At 66.2% G+C, this 17,603-nt stretch carries 11 protein-coding genes and 3 rRNA genes; 3 read left to right on the top strand and 11 right to left on the bottom strand.

What is annotated here, in order from left to right; all coding sequences use genetic code 11:
- Positions 1-7: 7 nt before the first annotated feature.
- From rrf to tyrS, 4 genes are all read right to left on the bottom strand, one after another.
- Positions 8-124, bottom strand: a 5S ribosomal RNA gene (rrf, locus tag ASG80_RS12075).
- Positions 125-331: 207 nt separating this feature from the next.
- Positions 332-3,436: ribosomal RNA gene (locus ASG80_RS12070) — 23S ribosomal RNA — on the bottom strand.
- Positions 3,437-3,916: 480 nt separating this feature from the next.
- Positions 3,917-5,446: ribosomal RNA gene (locus ASG80_RS12065) — 16S ribosomal RNA — on the bottom strand.
- Together the 16S, 23S and 5S rRNA genes form the textbook arrangement of a ribosomal RNA operon.
- Before the next feature lie 628 nt (positions 5,447-6,074).
- A complete protein-coding gene (tyrS, locus tag ASG80_RS12060; protein ID WP_056730862.1) occupies positions 6,075-7,376 on the bottom strand; it encodes a tyrosine--tRNA ligase in 1,302 nt (433 codons plus the stop codon).
- A gap of 163 nt (positions 7,377-7,539) precedes the next feature.
- On the opposite strand from tyrS, the gene ASG80_RS12055 reads away from it, so the two are divergent.
- Positions 7,540-8,157 (top strand): hypothetical protein, encoded by a 618-nt coding sequence (locus ASG80_RS12055; RefSeq protein WP_056730859.1) that lies wholly within the window; start codon positions 7,540-7,542, stop codon positions 8,155-8,157.
- A 72-nt stretch (positions 8,158-8,229) separates the two neighbouring features.
- Positions 8,230-8,832 (top strand): hypothetical protein, encoded by a 603-nt coding sequence (locus ASG80_RS24445; RefSeq protein WP_056730856.1) that lies wholly within the window; start codon positions 8,230-8,232, stop codon positions 8,830-8,832.
- A 36-nt stretch (positions 8,833-8,868) separates the two neighbouring features.
- On the opposite strand, the gene ASG80_RS12045 is transcribed toward ASG80_RS24445, so the two are convergent.
- The 7 genes from ASG80_RS12045 to argC are packed head-to-tail and all read right to left on the bottom strand — an operon-like array spanning position 8,869 to position 16,246.
- Entirely contained in the window at positions 8,869-9,489 is a 621-nt protein-coding gene (locus ASG80_RS12045) for a DNA-3-methyladenine glycosylase (RefSeq protein WP_056730854.1), read from the bottom strand.
- Positions 9,490-9,496: 7 nt separating this feature from the next.
- On the bottom strand, positions 9,497-10,960 hold the full coding sequence (argH, locus tag ASG80_RS12040; RefSeq protein ID WP_056730852.1) for an argininosuccinate lyase: 1,464 nt from the start codon (positions 10,958-10,960) through the stop codon (positions 9,497-9,499).
- Positions 10,960-11,889, bottom strand: a complete 930-nt coding sequence (gene argF / locus ASG80_RS12035) for an ornithine carbamoyltransferase (RefSeq protein WP_056730850.1) — start codon at positions 11,887-11,889, stop codon at positions 10,960-10,962. The genes argH and argF overlap by 1 nt, the downstream gene beginning before the upstream one ends.
- A 34-nt stretch (positions 11,890-11,923) precedes the next feature.
- Entirely contained in the window at positions 11,924-13,126 is a 1,203-nt protein-coding gene (locus tag ASG80_RS12030; protein WP_056730848.1) for an acetylornithine transaminase, read from the bottom strand.
- Positions 13,127-13,131: 5 nt separating this feature from the next.
- The gene (argB, locus tag ASG80_RS12025; RefSeq protein WP_056730845.1) at positions 13,132-14,052 is read right to left on the bottom strand and encodes an acetylglutamate kinase; all 921 of its coding nucleotides are present in this window, start codon (positions 14,050-14,052) and stop codon (positions 13,132-13,134) included.
- Between the two features lie 2 nt (positions 14,053-14,054).
- Positions 14,055-15,206, bottom strand: a complete 1,152-nt coding sequence (argJ, locus tag ASG80_RS12020; RefSeq protein WP_056730843.1) for a bifunctional glutamate N-acetyltransferase/amino-acid acetyltransferase ArgJ — start codon at positions 15,204-15,206, stop codon at positions 14,055-14,057.
- A complete protein-coding gene (gene argC / locus ASG80_RS12015) occupies positions 15,203-16,246 on the bottom strand; it encodes an N-acetyl-gamma-glutamyl-phosphate reductase (RefSeq protein WP_056730841.1) in 1,044 nt (347 codons plus the stop codon). Before argC ends, argJ begins: the two co-directional genes overlap by 4 nt.
- Before the next feature lie 294 nt (positions 16,247-16,540).
- On the opposite strand from argC, the gene ASG80_RS12010 reads away from it, so the two are divergent.
- Positions 16,541-17,527: an NAD-dependent epimerase/dehydratase family protein gene (locus ASG80_RS12010; protein ID WP_056730837.1), complete on the top strand. Its 987-nt coding sequence runs from the start codon at positions 16,541-16,543 to the stop codon at positions 17,525-17,527.
- Positions 17,528-17,603: the final 76 nt, after the last annotated feature.

Genomic DNA, 17,603 nt, shown 5'->3' with positions numbered 1-17,603 from the left:
AATGAATGTCCGGCGGTGTCCTACTCTCCCACAGGGTCGCCCCTGCAGTACCATCGGCGCTGCGAGTCTTAGCTTCCGGGTTCGGAATGTGTCCGGGCGTTTCCCTCGCGCTATGGCCGCCGAAACTCGTGCCACACCCACGTTGCCCCACCAGGGGGGTGGGTTGGGTGTGTGGTCTCGGCACCCTGGACCGTGCGGGGTCCTGGGTGTGAATGCTGTGTTGTGTTGTGTTGTATGTAGTGGGTTTCCGTCTGTTGGGAACCACAGAGTGGACGCGAGCAATCTCGTAGGCCACGCACACCAGCCTTACGTAAACGGTGTGTGTGTAGTGATTGTCAAGTTATCGGCGTATTAGTACCGGTCAGCTGCGCAAGTCGTTAGTCCTTGCTTCCACATCCGGCCTATCAACCCAGTCGTCTGGCTGGGAGCCTCTCCCCCGAAGGGATGGAAATCTCATCTCGAGGCCGGCTTCCCGCTTAGATGCTTTCAGCGGTTATCCATCCCGAACGTAGCTAACCAGCGGTGCTCCTGGCGGAACAACTGGCACACCAGAGGTTCGTCCAACCCGGTCCTCTCGTACTAGGGTCAGATCCTCTCAAATTTCCTACGCGCGCAGCGGATAGGGACCGAACTGTCTCACGACGTTCTAAACCCAGCTCGCGTACCGCTTTAATGGGCGAACAGCCCAACCCTTGGGACCTACTCCAGCCCCAGGATGCGACGAGCCGACATCGAGGTGCCAAACCATGCCGTCGATATGGACTCTTGGGCAAGATCAGCCTGTTATCCCCGAGGTACCTTTTATCCGTTGAGCGACAGCGCTTCCACAAGCCACTGCCGGATCACTAGTCCCGACTTTCGTCCCTGCTCGACCTGTCAGTCTCACAGTCAAGCTCCCTTGTGCACTTACACTCGCCACCTGATTGCCAACCAGGTTGAGGGAACCTTTGGGCGCCTCCGTTACTTTTTGGGAGGCAACCGCCCCAGTTAAACTACCCACCAGGCACTGTCCCTGAACCGGATCACGGTTCGAAGTTAGATATCCAGAGTGACCAGAGTGGTATTTCAACAATGACTCCACGAACACTGGCGTGCCCGCTTCAAAGTCTCCCACCTATCCTACACAAGCCACACCGAACACCAATACCAAGCTGTAGTAAAGGTCACGGGGTCTTTCCGTCCTGCTGCGCGTAACGAGCATCTTTACTCGTAATGCAATTTCGCCGAGTTCGCGGTTGAGACAGCTGGGAAGTCGTTACGCCATTCGTGCAGGTCGGAACTTACCCGACAAGGAATTTCGCTACCTTAGGATGGTTATAGTTACCACCGCCGTTTACTGGGGCTTAAATTCTCAGCTTCGCCTTGCGGCTAACCGGTCCTCTTAACCTTCCAGCACCGGGCAGGCGTCAGTCCGTATACATCGTCTTGCGACTTGGCACGGACCTGTGTTTTTAGTAAACAGTCGCTTCCCACTGGTCTCTGCGGCCACTCCACGCTTCCCCTGGCAAGCAGGTTCACGCTTCGGGCCCCCCTTCTCCCGAAGTTACGGGGGCATTTTGCCGAGTTCCTTAACCACGATTCTCTCGATCTCCTCGGTATTCTCTACCTGACCACCTGAGTCGGTTTGGGGTACGGGCGGCTAGAACCTCGCGTCGATGCTTTTCTCGGCAGCATAGGATCACCAACTTTTCATCCGCATCGCGTCTCAGCCTTCGTGAGCGACGGATTTGCCTATCGCTCGGCCTACACGCTTGCCCCGGGACTACCATCGCCCGGGATCGGCTACCTTCCTGCGTCACACCTGTTAATACGCTCACTCCACCAGATGGGGTCACATGCCGCCCCGCACCTCACCCCGAAGGGATCCGTGCGGCTTGGGATGTTTAGCACTCCTGGTTTCGTGTGGGCGGTTCTTCGCCGGTACGGGAATATCAACCCGTTGTCCATCGACTACGCCTGTCGGCCTCGCCTTAGGTCCCGACTTACCCAGGGCAGATTAGCTTGACCCTGGAACCCTTGGTCTTCCGGAGGACGGGTTTCTCACCCGTCTTTCGCTACTCATGCCTGCATTCTCACTCGTGTGGCGTCCACGGCTGGTTTCCACCGCCGCTTCACTCGCCACACGACGCTCTCCTACCCATCAACACGGCTGGACCACGAAGGCCTACCACAAATGTCAATGCCACAACTTCGGTGGCGTGCTTGAGCCCCGTTACATTGTCGGCGCGGAATCACTTGACCAGTGAGCTATTACGCACTCTTTCAAGGGTGGCTGCTTCTAAGCCAACCTCCTGGTTGTCTGTGCAACTCCACATCCTTTCCCACTTAGCACGCGCTTAGGGACCTTAGTCGGTGGTCTGGGTTGTTTCCCTCTCGACGATGAAGCTTATCCCCCACCGTCTCACTGCTGCGCTCTCACTTACCGGCATTCGGAGTTTGGCTGACGTCAGTAACCTGTTGGGGCCCATCGGCCATCCAGTAGCTCTACCTCCGGCAAGAAACACGCAACGCTGCACCTAAATGCATTTCGGAGAGAACCAGCTATCACGAAGTTTGATTGGCCTTTCACCCCTATCCACAGCTCATCCCCTCCATTTTCAACTGAAGTGGGTTCGGTCCTCCACGACGTCTTACCGTCGCTTCAACCTGGCCATGGATAGATCACTTCGCTTCGGGTCTAGGACCTGCGACTGAATCGCCCTATTCAGACTCGCTTTCGCTACGGCTACCCCACACGGGTTAACCTCGCCACAGATCACTAACTCGCAGGCTCATTCTTCAAAAGGCACGCCGTCACACCAACACGGGTGCTCCGACGGTTTGTAAGCAAACGGTTTCAGGTACTATTTCACTCCCCTCCCGGGGTACTTTTCACCTTTCCCTCACGGTACTTGTCCGCTATCGGTCATCTGGGAGTATTTAGGCTTATCAGGTGGTCCTGACAGATTCACACGGGATTTCTCGGGCCCCGTGCTACTTGGGATCCCCCTCCGGCCGGCCAGGCATTTCGACTACGGGACTCACACCCACTCCGGTCCGGCTTTCAATCCGGTTCGTCTATACCTGACGCGTCACCGCGGCTGTCCGGCAGAACAGCCCGAGAGGTCCCACAACCCCGACCATGCAACCCCTGCCGGGTATCACACATGACCGGTTTAGCCTCATCCGCTTTCGCTCGCCACTACTCACGGAATCACGGTTGTTTTCTCTTCCTGTGGGTACTGAGATGTTTCACTTCCCCACGTTCCCTCTACCCGCCCTATACATTCAGGCGGGAGTCACCAGGTCACCCAAAAGGGCCTGGCGGGGTTTCCCCATTCGGAAATCCTCGGATCACAGCTCGTTTATCAGCTCCCCGAGGCTTATCGCAGATTACGACGTCCTTCTTCGGCTCCAGATGCCAAGGCATCCACCGTTTGCTCTTAGAAACTTGAAATCACATGAGTTCGATCGAATTCGCACACCCCAACCCGAAGGCCAGGGCAGAAATTGACCAGTGAACACACCAAACAGACACCCCCGAAAGGGCGCCTCCTGGCGATTCACCTATTGTGACCCAACGTCAAAGACGTTGAATCTAAGATGCTCGCGTCCACTATGTAGTTCTCAACAGACGGCCAGAACCCCCACCCCCACCAGCAAAGCCGGCTTCGGTGAAGGTCTGAAGAAACCATCACCCCCACAACCCCAACAAAAAAGGGGCGCAAGGCTCGTCCGGTCCCTCAGGACCCAACAGCGTGCACGTCCCCATCATCCACCGACCCGAGCGTTCCAACATCCGAAGATGCGTACTGACCCAGACCAGCCTCTGACGAGGACCTATGTCAATGTTCCACCCATGAGCAACCAGCGAGCCACAAAGGACCCGATCTGGTCTGCACTGCGAAAGCCCGAAGACTTCCGAGTTGCTCCTTAGAAAGGAGGTGATCCAGCCGCACCTTCCGGTACGGCTACCTTGTTACGACTTAGTCCTAATCACCGATCCCACCTTCGACGGCTCCCTCCACAAGGGTTAGGCCACCGGCTTCGGGTGTTACCGACTTTCATGACTTGACGGGCGGTGTGTACAAGGCCCGGGAACGTATTCACCGCAGCGTTGCTGATCTGCGATTACTAGCGACTCCGACTTCATGAGGTCGAGTTGCAGACCTCAATCCGAACTGAGACCGGCTTTTTGGGATTCGCTCCGCCTTACGACATCGCAGCCCTTTGTACCGGCCATTGTAGCATGCGTGAAGCCCAAGACATAAGGGGCATGATGATTTGACGTCATCCCCACCTTCCTCCGAGTTGACCCCGGCAGTCTCATATGAGTTCCCACCATCACGTGCTGGCAACATACGACGAGGGTTGCGCTCGTTGCGGGACTTAACCCAACATCTCACGACACGAGCTGACGACAACCATGCACCACCTGTAACCGAGTGTCCAAAGAGTTCCCTATTTCTAGGGCGTTCCCGGTTATGTCAAGCCTTGGTAAGGTTCTTCGCGTTGCATCGAATTAATCCGCATGCTCCGCCGCTTGTGCGGGCCCCCGTCAATTCCTTTGAGTTTTAGCCTTGCGGCCGTACTCCCCAGGCGGGGCGCTTAATGCGTTAGCTACGACACGGAAACCGTGGAAAGGTCCCCACATCTAGCGCCCAACGTTTACGGCGTGGACTACCAGGGTATCTAATCCTGTTCGCTCCCCACGCTTTCGCTCCTCAGCGTCAGTTACGGCCCAGAGAACTGCCTTCGCCATCGGTGTTCCTCCTGATATCTGCGCATTCCACCGCTACACCAGGAATTCCATTCTCCCCTACCGCACTCCAGTCTGCCCGTACCCACTGCAGACCCGAGGTTGAGCCTCGGGATTTCACAGCAGACGCGACAAACCGCCTACGAGCTCTTTACGCCCAATAATTCCGGACAACGCTCGGACCCTACGTATTACCGCGGCTGCTGGCACGTAGTTAGCCGGTCCTTTTTCTGCAAGTACCGTCAAGGAGCAAGCTCCCCTTCTTCCTTACTAAAAGAGGTTTACAACCCGAAGGCCGTCATCCCCCACGCGGCGTTGCTGCATCAGGCTTGCGCCCATTGTGCAATATTCCCCACTGCTGCCTCCCGTAGGAGTCTGGGCCGTGTCTCAGTCCCAGTGTGGCCGGTCACCCTCTCAGGCCGGCTACCCGTCGACGCCTTGGTGAGCCATTACCTCACCAACAAGCTGATAGGCCGCGAGTCCATCCCAAACCGAAAAAACTTTCCACCCCAAACCATGCGGTCCAAGGTCCTATCCGGTATTAGCTCCGATTTCTCGGGGTTATCCCAGAGTCCAGGGCAGGTTACTCACGTGTTACTCACCCGTTCGCCACTAATCCAGGAAGCAAGCTCCCCTTCATCGTTCGACTTGCATGTGTTAAGCACGCCGCCAGCGTTCGTCCTGAGCCAGGATCAAACTCTCCAAAAAAACTGGTCACCACACCATCCGAAAACGATGCGGAAATTTGATCTCTGACCGAGAAACAATCAATACTGACTGTCCATCAATCCAAAGGAATCCCACCACCCAAAAAAGGATGGTCAGGGTTCAAAAATTGGCATTGAACATAGTGCACGCTGTTGAGTTCTCAAGAAACGGACGCACCCGNCATCAATCCAAAGGAATCCCACCACCCAAAAAAGGATGGTCAGGGTTCAAAAATTGGCATTGAACATAGTGCACGCTGTTGAGTTCTCAAGAAACGGACGCACCCGGTTCGGCGCCCATCGGGCACCTCATCCGAGGCTGTTTCGTTCGTTCCAATCCGGTCATCCCGAGGGACGCATCCGAATGCTTCAAGCCAGTCGAAGAAAGGATCTCTTCGAGGCTTGGAATCGTTCCGCTTGAGGCCGATGAGCGCTGGTCCTCATGGACTCTCTCGCTCTTCGCGCCTTTGGGGCAACGAGTGATTACATTACGTGGATGTCTGGAGTCGTGCAACTCGGGCTTGCATCCCGGGCGTGTCGCGCCGGCTGACCGTCCCCGCTGACGGCGAAGGGCCCCGCTCGCTCACGACGAATCGGATGAACGGGGCCCTCACGAAAGCGATCGAGCGCTACTCCACGAAGACGCCGGCGAGCGTCTTCTTGCCGCGCCGGAGCACGGCCATCCCGCCGCGCGGCACGCGTCCCTCGAGCGTCGCGGTCTCGTCGTCGATGCGCAGGTTGTCGAGCGAGACGCCGCCCTGGGCGATGGCGCGCCGGCCCTCGCTCTGGCTGGAGACGAGACCGGTGTCCGCGAGGAGCTGGGCGATCGGGGCATCCGGAGACGTCGTCGTGTTCGGCAGCTCGCGCAGGGCCGACTCGAGCGTGTCGGGATCGAGCTTCGCGAGGTCGCCCTGCCCGAAGAGCGCCTGCGAGGCCGCGATCACAGCCGCCGTGGCATCCGACCCGTGCACCAGGGTGGTCACCTCGTGTGCCAGCACGCGCTGGGCCTCGCGTCGGAACGGCTCGAGCTCGACGAGTGAGGCGAGCTCATCGATGCGCGCGCGGCTGAGGAACGTGAACACCTTGAGGCGCGAGATCACGTCGGCGTCGTCGCTGTTGAGCCAGAACTGGTAGAAGCGGTAGGGACTGCACATGGCGGCATCCAGCCAGATGGCGTTGCCCTCGCTCTTGCCGAACTTCGTGCCGTCGGAGTTCGCGATGAGCGGGGTGCCGATGGCGTGCACGTGCACGCCCTCCACCTTGTGGATGAGGTCGGTGCCGCTCGTGAGGTTGCCCCACTGGTCGCTGCCGCCGGTCTCCAGCACGCAGCCGTACTGCCGGTGGAGCTCGAGGTAGTCGTAGCCCTGCAGGATCTGGTAGCTGAACTCGGTGTAGCTGATGCCCGCCTCGGAGCCGAGGCGGGACGCGACGGCGTCCTTCTTCAGCATGGTGCCGACACGGTAGTGCTTGCCGATGTCGCGGAGGAAGTCGATGGCCGAGAGGCCGGCAGTCCAATCGAGGTTGTTGACCATCCGGACCGCGTTGTCGCCCTCGCTCGAGAGGAAACGGCTGATCTGCGCGCGCAGGTACCCGACCCACTCCGCGACGGTCTCCTTCGTGTTGAGCGTTCGCTCGGCCGTGGGCCGTGGGTCGCCGATGAGGCCCGTCGAACCGCCCACGAGGCCGAGCGGCTTGTGGCCTGCCAGCTGGATCCTGCGCATGGTGAGGATCTGCACGAGGTTGCCGAGGTGCAGGCTCGGCGCCGTCGGGTCGAAGCCGCAGTAATACGTGATCGGGTCGCCCGCGAGGAGTTCCTTCAGCGCAGCCTGGTCGGTCGAGACATGCACGAGGCCGCGCCAGACGAGCTCCTCCCAGACGTCCGCGAAGGAGGCGTCGTTCTGCTGGGTGGCGAGGATCACGGGGTCTGACACGCCAGCAAGATTATCAGCGCTTCGGACGATCGCGACTTCAGTCCGTAGGGTTGAATTGCAGAATTCAATGCTCTATCATTCATTGACGGGAGTTCACTCCCTGCACTTGATCGAAATGGATCAACCTTCCGGCCTTTCCTGCCGCCGATCCCGAGGAGGCACGATGTTCGTCATCACCGCAGACCAGGTCGCGAGCCGACGCGACGCCGACCGCGCGGGCGCCCTCGTCGAGGAGCTCGCCGACCGGCATGCCGACGATCTCGTGCTCCCCGCCGACCAGACCGCGGGCGACGAGATCCAGCTCGTGACGCGATCGGCGCCGACGGCGCTCGCGATCGTGCTCGACGCCACGCGCAGCGGCCGGTGGAGCGTCGGGGTCGGGGTCGGCGGCATCCGGATGCCCCTCCCCGACGCCGCGCGCAAGGCGACCGGGTCGGCGTTCATCGCCGCGCGTGAGGCCGTGAGCGCGGCGAAGCGCGCCGACGGCCGATTCGCGCTCCGGGCGGCGAGCGCGACGCAGGCCGCCGCCGACGTGGAGGCGCTGGTGCGACTGCTCGTCCTGCTCCGCGAGCGACGCACCGAGCACGGCTGGGAGGTCGTCGAGCTCGTGCGCGCCGGACATCGGCAGAAGGAGGCCGCGGCGATGCTCGACGTGAGCGCCGCCGCCGTCAGCGCCCGCCTCAAGGCGGCGATGTGGCGGGCCGAGGAGGATGCCCGGCCGGCGCTCGAGCGACTCCTCGCCGAACTCGACGCCGACTCCGAACGCACCGCGCAGGAGTGATCGCACCCGGCGACCGACTCTCGTTACACTGCTCGAAGCCGCGACCGCAGGGCGCGGCACGGAAGGAGCCCCGTGAACCTCGTCGCCGTCGCCGATGCCATCGCCTGGTCGGCGCTCCTGCTGTCACTCACGGCGGCGACGGCGCTCTCGGTCCTGGCGTTCCTGAAGCCGCGGGCCGCCTTCCTCTGGTTCGCGGCGGTCACGCTCGGCATCGCGCTCATGGCGGCCGCCTCGATCTCGGCGCCGGCGGAATTCGGCTTCGCCCCGCTCGTCACCGTGCTGGCGTTCACCGCCGCCGTCTTCGGCGGGAGCCCGGCCGCCGCAACCGCGCTCGACCTCGCCATGGGCGCCAGCGTGGCCCCCGGCCTGCATGGCGGCATCGTCGTGACCGAGCGCCCGACCGCCGACGAGCAGCGGAGGGGCATCGTCGCCGGGGCACGCCGGGAGGTGCTCCGCAGCGGGCTCATCATCGGGATCCTCGAACGCGTCGCCACCGCCGGCACGATCATCGCCGGGTTCCCCGAGGGGCTGGCGATCGTCGTCGCCGTCAAGGGAGTCGGCCGCTTCACCGAGCTCGAGGCGCCCGAGGCGCGCGAACGGTTCATCATCGGCACCTTCGCGAGCCTCATCTGGGCGTGCGCCTCAGCGCTCGTCGTGCACCTCGCCCTGCGCTGATCTGGTCGGGTCGGTTCGCGGTCGGCTCGCGGTCGGCTACACGTGCGAGCGTGCGTGCCGCCGGTACGGCGAGACGCCGGGCTCACCCGGGATCCAGAAGCGCCACGGGAACGCCGCTCCCCCGCCGGCGCCGCTGATGCCCGTCCGGGGGCCTGACGCGAACGGCCCAGGCGACGCAGGGACCTCGAGCGAGAACGGCGCCGCGAGCAGGTCCATGCCGCTCGCGGCGAGCGGGACGCCGAGCGCGACCGCGAGGCGCGCGGGGCCACGCGCGAGGTCGCGGTCGGACGCTCCGAGGCGCCGCGATCGCGCCAGGTCGAGCCCCTCGACGACGGTGCCGCCGCGCAGCAGCACCGCGGCAGACGCTCCCGGATGCCCCGCGACGACGTTGAGGCAGGTGTGCATGCCGTACGTGAAGTACGCGTACAGGTGGGCGGCCTCGCCGAACATCACCTCGTTGCGGCGGGTCTTCCCTCGGAACGCGTGCGACCCGGGGTCCTCGCCGACGCCGCGATACGCCTCGACCTCCGACAGGCGGATCGCAACCCGGCCCTCGTCGGCGTCGTACCCGAGCACCGCGCCGAGGAGGAGCGGTGCGAGCTCGACTGAGTCGCGCGCGAAGTACTCGCGTTCGACGGTGACGAGCTGTGCGGTCATCCGCTGCTCAGCGACCCGCCGCCGGCAGGCCCGCGACGAGGTGCCGCACGCGGTCTGCGAGCCGCGCGAACTGCTCGTCGACGCGCACGGGCGCGGTGCCGCCGATGCCGTCGCGACTCGCGACCGAGCCCGCGACCGTGAGCACCTCGCGCACGTCGGGCGTGAGGTGGGGCGAGATCGCGGCGAGCGCGGCGTCGTCGACCGCATCGAGCTCGATCGAGTGCTCCTCGGCGTAGCGCACGAGCGAGCCGGTGATCTCGTGGGCGTCCCGGAAGGGCACGCGACGCTTCACGAGCCACTCGGCGACATCCGTGGCCAATGAGAAGCCCGCGGGCGCGAGCTCGGCCATGCGCTCGGTGTGGAACGTGAGCGTCGCGACCATGCCGGTGAACGCGGGCAGCAGCACCTCGAGCGTCTCGACCGAGTCGAAGACGGGTTCCTTGTCCTCCTGCAGGTCGCGGTTGTAGGCGAGCGGCAGCGCCTTGAGGGTCGCGAGCAGGCCGGTGAGGTTGCCGATGAGCCGGCCCGACTTGCCGCGAGCGAGCTCGGCGATGTCGGGGTTCTTCTTCTGCGGCATTATCGACGAGCCGGTGGAGTAGGCGTCGTCGAGCGTGACGAACCCGAACTCGCGGGTGTTCCAGAGGATGATCTCCTCGGCGATGCGCGAGAGGTCGATGCCGATCATCGCCGTGACGAATGCGAACTCGGCGACGACGTCGCGGCTGGCGGTGCCGTCCATCGAGTTCTCGGCGGGAGCGGCGAGCCCCAGGTCGCGGGCCACGGATGCCGCGTCGAGGCCGAGCGTGGACCCCGCGAGCGCTCCCCCGCCGTACGGCGAGACATCCGCCCGCTTCGTCCAGTCGACGAGCCGTTCCAGGTCGCGCGAGAGCGCCCAACCGTGCGCGAGCAGGTGATGGGCGAGCAGCACGGGCTGCGCGTGCTGCAGGTGGGTGCGTCCCGGCATGATCGCGGTGCGGTGGTCGTCGGCCTGCGCCGCGAGCGCGTCGATGAGGTGCACGACCTGCTGCCCGATCGTCGCGGCGTGGTCCTTGAGGTACAGCCGCACGAGCGTGGCGATCTGGTCGTTGCGGCTGCGGCCGGCGCGGAGCTTGCCGCCGAGCTCAGGTCCGACGATGCCGATGAGCGCCGCTTCGAGCGCGCCGTGCACGTCCTCGTCGGTGTCGGCCGCGACGATCTGCCCCGACGACACGCGTGCCTCGAGGGTGGCGAGCCCCGCGAGCATGTCGGCGAGCTCGTCATCGCTCAGGTAGCCCGCCGCGGCGAGTGCACGAGCGTGCGCCCTGGATCCGGCGAGGTCGTAGACCGCGAGCTGCCAGTCGAAGTGCGTCGACTTCGACAGTCGAGCGAGTTCGGGTGACGGCCCCGACGCGAAGCGCGCACCCCAGAGTGCCCCCTTGTTCGTGCCGTGCTCGCCGGCGCCCTGTTCGTCGGTTCCGGATGCCTCGGCCATCACGCGTCCTTCCGGTCGAGCAGCCACACGAGCAGCGCCTTCTGGGCGTGCAGGCGGTTCTCGGCCTCGTCCCAGATGATCGACTGCTCGCCGTCGATCACGTCGGCGGTCACCTCGTAGCCGCGGTCGGCGGGCAGGCAGTGCATGAACACGGCGTCGGATGCCGCGAGCGACATGAGCTCCCGGTCGACGCGGTACGGGCCGAAGGTCGCGACGCGGTGCGCCTTCTCGTCCTCCTTGCCCATGGAGACCCAGGTGTCGGTGACGATCACGTCCGCCCCGGCGGCGGCCTCGGCGGCATCCGTGTAGAGGGTCACCGAACCGCCGGTCGCGGCGGCGATGCGGTCGGCGTCCGCGACCACGGATGCCGCGGGCGCGAACTCCTCGGGCGAGGCCACCCGCACGTGCATGCCGGCGGTCACGCAGGCCAGCACGTACGACTGGGCCATGTTCGAGGCGCCGTCGCCGAGGAAGGTCACCGTGAGCCCAGTGAGCTCGCCCTTGTGCTCCCGGATCGTGAGCAGGTCGGCGAGCAGCTGGCACGGGTGGAAGTCGTCGGAGAGGGCGTTGACCACGGGCACCGTGGTGCCGGCCGCCATCTCCTCGAGCCCCGCCTGGCCGTACGTGCGCCAGACGATCGCCGAGACCATGCGCTCGAGCACGCGGGCCGTGTCGGACGGCGTCTCCTTGCCGCCGAGCTGGCTGCTCGCCGTCGAGATGATCAGCGGAGAGCCGCCGAGGTCGGCGATGCCGACCGCGAACGACACCCGCGTTCGCGTCGACGACTTGTCGAAGATCACGGCGACCGTCTGCGGGCCGGCCAGCGGCTTCACCGCCCAGCGATCCTTCTTGAGGCGCTCGGCCAGGTCGAGGATCTCGGCCTGCTCGGCCGGGCTGATGTCGTCGTCGCGGAGGAAATGGCGGGTCATGCGGGTCCGTTCGGTGTGATCGGGTCGTGCGAGGTCAGCGGTGCGCGGATGCCACGGCGTCGAGCGCGCGCGAGAAGCGTTCGGCGAACTCGTCGATCTCGGCGTCGCCGATGATGAGCGGCGGGGCCATGCGGATGGTGGAGTCGTTGGCGGCGTTCACGATGAGGCCCGCGCGCATGGCCTCGGCGGCGACGCGCGTCGCGATCGGCTCGGTGAGCGCGATGCCGATGAGCAGGCCGCGGCCGCGTACGCCGGCGACGAGCGGCGAGCCGAGTCCCTCGACGCGCTCGCGGATCTGCGTGCCGCGCATGGCGGCGTTCTCGACCAGGCCCGCCTGCTCGATCTCGCCGAGGACGGCGTTCGAGACGGCGGTGGCGAGCGGGTTGCCGCCGAACGTCGAGCCGTGCTGGCCCTTCGAGTACAGCGACGAGGCGTGCCCGAACGTGATCAGGCCGCCGATCGGGAATCCGCCGCCGATGCCCTTCGCGACCGTGATCGCGTCGGGCGTGATGCCGGCGTGCTGGAACGCGAACCACTCGCCGGTGCGCCCGGCACCGGTTTGGATCTCGTCGACGATGAGGAGCGCACCGTGGCGGTGCGTGAGCTCCCGTGCCGCAACGAGGAAGCCGTCGGGCAGCTCGACCACTCCCGCCTCGCCCTGGATGGGCTCGACGAACAGCGCGGCGACCCCGTCGTCGACGGCCCTCTCGAGCGCGCCGATCGTCGCCGGGATGTGCTGCACGCCGCCCGGCAGCGGCTCGAACGCCTCGCGCATGTGCGGCTTGCCGGTGAGCGCGAGCGTGCCCATGGTGCGGCCGTGGAAGCCGTCGACGAGTGAGAGCACCCTGGTGCGCGCGCCGCCCGAGTTGTTGAGCCTGGCGAGCTTGAACGCCGCCTCGTTGGCCTCGGCGCCCGAGTTGCCGAACCAGGCGCGACCGTGCTCGCCGGCGCCGGCGAGCCGGGTGAGGCGCTCGGCGAGCTCGAGCGCCGGCTCGGTGGTGAAGTAGTTGGAGACGTGCGCGAGCCGCGCCGCCTGCGTCGAGACGGCTTCGACGAACACGGGGTGGGCGTGGCCGAGCGAGTTGACGGCGATGCCGGCGAGGAAGTCGAGGTACTCGTGCCCGGTGTCGTCCCACACGCGGGCGCCCCTGCCGTGGTCGAGCTTGGCGAGCGGCATGCCGATCGAGCGCATGATGCGCCGGTCGAATCGCGTCTGCCAATCGTTCAGGTCGTCCATGTCGCTCACGCGGGCACCACCTCGGTTCCGATGCCGGACTGCGTGAACACTTCGAGCAGGATCGAATGCGGGATGCGCCCGTCGATGATGGCCGCCTTCGCCACGCCGCCCTCGACCGCTTCCAGGCACGCGGTCATCTTCGGGATCATGCCCGACTCCAGGTGAGGAAGGAGTGCGATGAGCTCGGGCACGTCGATCACCGAGACGAGCGAATCGCGGTTCGGCCAGTCGCGGTAGAGCCCGGCGACATCCGTCAGGATCACGAGCTTCGCCGCTCCGAGCGCCACGGCGAGGGATGCTGCGGCCGAGTCGGCGTTCACATTGAGCGATTGGCCGGGGACGGTGCCGTCGGGTGCGATCGACGAGACCACCGGGATGCGGCCGGCATCGAGCTGGGCGTGCACGGCGGCCGGGTCCACCGAGGCGACGTCGCCGACGAGCCCGAGGTCGATCTCGTGACCGTCGACGATCGCACCGCGCCGACGCCCGGTGAACAGCCCTGCGTCCTCCCCCGAGAGTCCCGACGCGAGCGGCCCGTGCTCGTTGATGAGCGACACGAGCTCGCGGTTCACCTGCCCGGAAAGCACCATGCGCACGACGTCCATCGTCTCGGGCGTCGTGACGCGGTAGCCGCCTCGGAACTCGCTCTCGATGCCGAGACGCGCGAGCATCGCCGAGATCTGCGGGCCGCCTCCGTGCACGACGACCGGCTTGATGCCCGCGTACCTGAGGTACACCATGTCCTCGGCGAACGCGCGCTGCAGTTCGGGGCTGACCATCGCGTTGCCGCCGAACTTCACCACGATGGTCTCGCCGTGGAAGCGCTTCAGCCAGGGCAGGGAGTCGATGAGCACCTGTGCCTTGTCGGCGGCGGTGGCGGCGTCGGCCGCACCGGCATCCGTCTCGTTCTCGATCTGGTCCGTCATGCTCAGCTCGCGTACGCGCTGTTCTCGTGCACGTAGTCGTGCGTGAGGTCGTTGGTGAGGATGGTGGCGGATGCCTCGCCGGCGTGCAGTTCGATGAGCACGTGCGTCGCTCGGGGCGTGAGGTCGACCTGCTCGCGCGGCGCGTCGGGACGGCCGGCGTGGCAGACGCGCACGCCGTTCATCGTCACGTCGACGAGGTAGGGGTCGAACGGCGCCTGCGTGGTGCCGATCGCGGCGAGCACGCGTCCCCAGTTCGGGTCGTTGCCGAAGATGGCGGCCTTGAACAGGTTGTTGCGCGCGACCGAGCGGCCGACCTCGACCGCGTCGTCCTCGGTGACCGCTCCGCGCACCTCGATGGCGATGTCGTGGCTCGCGCCCTCCGCGTCCTCCTGCAGCTGCACCGCGAGGGAGTGGCAGGCCTCGGACACCGCGGACACGAACGCTCCGGGCTCGGGTGCGACGCCCGACGCCCCTGACGCCATGAGGGTGACCTGGTCGTTCGTCGACATGCAGCCGTCGGAATCGAGACGGTCGAAGGTGACCCGGGTCGCGGCGCGCAGCGCCTCGTCGAGCGCCTCGGAGGCCACCTCGGCGTCGGTGGTGAGCACGACGAGCATGGTGGCCAGGCCCGGCGCGAGCATGCCGGCGCCCTTCGCGATGCCGCCGACGCGCCATCCGTCGCCCTCGACCACCACGGTCTTCGGGCGGGTGTCGGTCGTCATGATCGCCCGTGCCGCGTCGGTGCCGCCGTCAGCGGACAGTCGGTTCACGGCTGAGAGCACGCCCTCTTCGAGCACCTCCTGGTCGAGCTGCTCGCCGATGAGCCCGGTCGAGCAGACGAGCACGTCGCCTGAGGATACGCCGAGTGCGGAGGCCGCCGTCTCGGCGGTGTGGTGGGTGACCTGGAAGCCCTCGGGGCCGGTGAAGCAGTTGGCGCCGCCCGAGTTGAGCACGATCGCTGCGACCTGGCCGTCGGCGATGACCTGCTCCGACCAGAGGATCGGGTTCGCCTTCGCGCGATTCGAGGTGAACACCGCGGCGGCCGCGTTCGTCGGACCCCGGTTGACGATCACGGCGAGGTCGAGCGCGCCGGAGCGCTTGATGCCCGCCGCGATGCCGGCGGCCTCGAATCCGGCGGGGGCGGTCACGGTCACGGGGCGACTCCGTTCACGGGCAGGCCGGTCGACTCGGCGAGCCCGAGCGCGATGTTGGCGGACTGGATGGCGGCGCCGGCCGTGCCCTTCACGAGGTTGTCGACCGCGGTCACCACGACGACGCGGCCGGCGACCTCGTCCACGGCGAGGCCGATGAGGGCCGTGTTCGCGCCGAGCACGTCGGCGGTGCGCGGGAACTGGCCCGCGGGCAGCACCTGCACGAACCGCTCACCCGCGTAGGCGTCCTCCCATGCGGCGCGGACGGCCGCGGCATCCGTGCCCGGCACGATGCGGGCGGTCGAGGTGGCCAGGATGCCGCGCGACATCGGCACGATGACGGGCGTGAACGAGATGGTCGGCGCAGCCGCGCCGGCCCACCGGAGCGCCTGCGTGATCTCGGGGATGTGCCGGTGCACGCCGCCGACCGAGTACGGGTTGGCGGAGCCGAGGATCTCGCTCGCGAGCAGGTGCGCCTTCAGGCTCCTGCCCGCGCCGGAGGGCCCCACGGCGAGCACCGAGACGAGGTCGCGGTCCTCGATGACGCCCGCCCGGATGCCGGGGGCGAGCGAGAGCGCAACGGTCGACGCGTTGCAGCCCGGTGCGGCGATGCGACGCGCATCGGTGAGCCGGTCGCGCTGCGTGCCCGACAGCCGCGGCAGTTCGGGCACGCCGTAGCTCCACGCCCCGTGGTGGTCGCCGCCGTAGAACGCGGCCCAGTCGTCGGCCCGCTCGAGGCGGTGGTCGGCGCCGCAGTCCACGACGAGCGTGTCGGGCGAGAGCTCCTCCGCGATCGCACCGGATGCCCCGTGCGGCAGCGCGAGGAACACCACGTCGTGGCCGGCGAGCGTCTGCGCACTCGTCTCCTGCAGCGTGAGATGCGTGTACGTGCGCAGGTGCGGCTGTACCCCGACGAGCGGCTGGCCGGCATTCGAGTGCGCCGTGACGGTGCGCACCTCGAAGTCGGGATGGTCGGCGAGGAGGCGCAGGATCTCCCCTCCGGCATAGCCGGACGCGCCGGAAACGGCGACGGAGTACGTCATGAATCCACCTTAGGGTCTGTGTGGTCGGGGCGAAGTTCCGGCGACGCCCGAGGCAGACCGTCTAGGCCGCTGCAGGGGTCGCCGGGATTCGGCGCGCACCACGACGTCGGGTGCCGGGCTCGACGGCACGCGAGAGACGTGCGGAGCGGGCGAACCGGACGGCGGACATGCACCGACCCTATCGAGCGGGTTCGGCCGGGCGCAATTCGGGCCGCCGCGCCGGGGTGCGATGCAGGGGCGCGGCCGGGCATAGGCTCGGCGTGACGGTCGTCCGAATCGAACCCGGGAGGATCCATGGCCCTGCGCGTCCTGTTCATCGGCGGCAATGGCATCATCAGCTCCGCGTCGAGCACGCGCGTCGTCGCGCGCGGCGACGACCTCACGCTGCTGAACCGGGGGCGCAGCAGCACGCGACCGCCGATCGAGGGCGCACGGCACCTCACGGGCGACGCAGACGACGCGGCATCCGTGGCGGCGGCGATCGGCGCCGAGACGTTCGACGTCGTCGTCAACTTCCGGTCGTTCTCGCCCGCGCAGGTGGAGCGCGACCTCGAGCTCTTCGACGGCCGCTGCGGACAGTACGTCTACATCTCGTCCGCCTCGGCGTACCAGAAGCCGGTCGCCCGGCTGCCGATCACCGAGTCCACGCCGCTGCGCAACCCGTTCTGGCAGTACTCGCGCGACAAGATCGCGAGCGAGGACCTGCTCGTCGCCGCCTACCGCGAGCGCGACTTCCCCGCGACGATCATCCGCCCGTCCCACACGTACGACGGCACCAGCGTGCCGCTCGTCGGCGGATGGACGGCGATCGAGCGGATGCGCCGTGGCGAGCCTGTGATCGTGCAGGGCGACGGCACGAGCCTCTGGACGCTCACGCACACGCGGGACTTCGCGGTCGCCTTCACCGGCCTCCTCGGCAACGACCGGGCGATCGGGGAGGCGTTCCACATCACGTCCGACGAGGTGCTCACCTGGAACCAGATCGGCGCGGCGCTCGCGAGGGCGGCGGGCGCGGAGTTCCGCCCGGTGCACGTCGCGAGCGAGGCGATCGCCCGCGAGCTGCCCGAAGTCGGTCCCGGCCTCCTCGGCGACAAGGCGCACTCGGTGATCTTCGACAACCGCAAGGTGAAGTCGCTCGTGCCCGAGTACACCGCGGTCATTCCGTTCTGGCGCGGGGCGCACGAGATCGTCGAATGGCACGATGCCGACGCGTCACGGCGCGAGGTCGACGCGCAGCTGGATGCCGCGTTCGACCGCCTCGTGGAGCGCTACGGCGCCTGAGCGACTCACGTCACCTGGCCGAGCCGCCCGCGGGCGGCACTCAACGTGTCGCCGCGGCATCCGGACCCGGCCGCTC

Origin of the sequence: Agromyces sp. Soil535 (genome assembly GCF_001428255.1) — a bacterium.
Classification (GTDB): Bacteria; Actinomycetota; Actinomycetes; order Actinomycetales; family Microbacteriaceae; genus Agromyces.
This window is presented reverse-complemented; position numbering and strand designations above follow the sequence as displayed.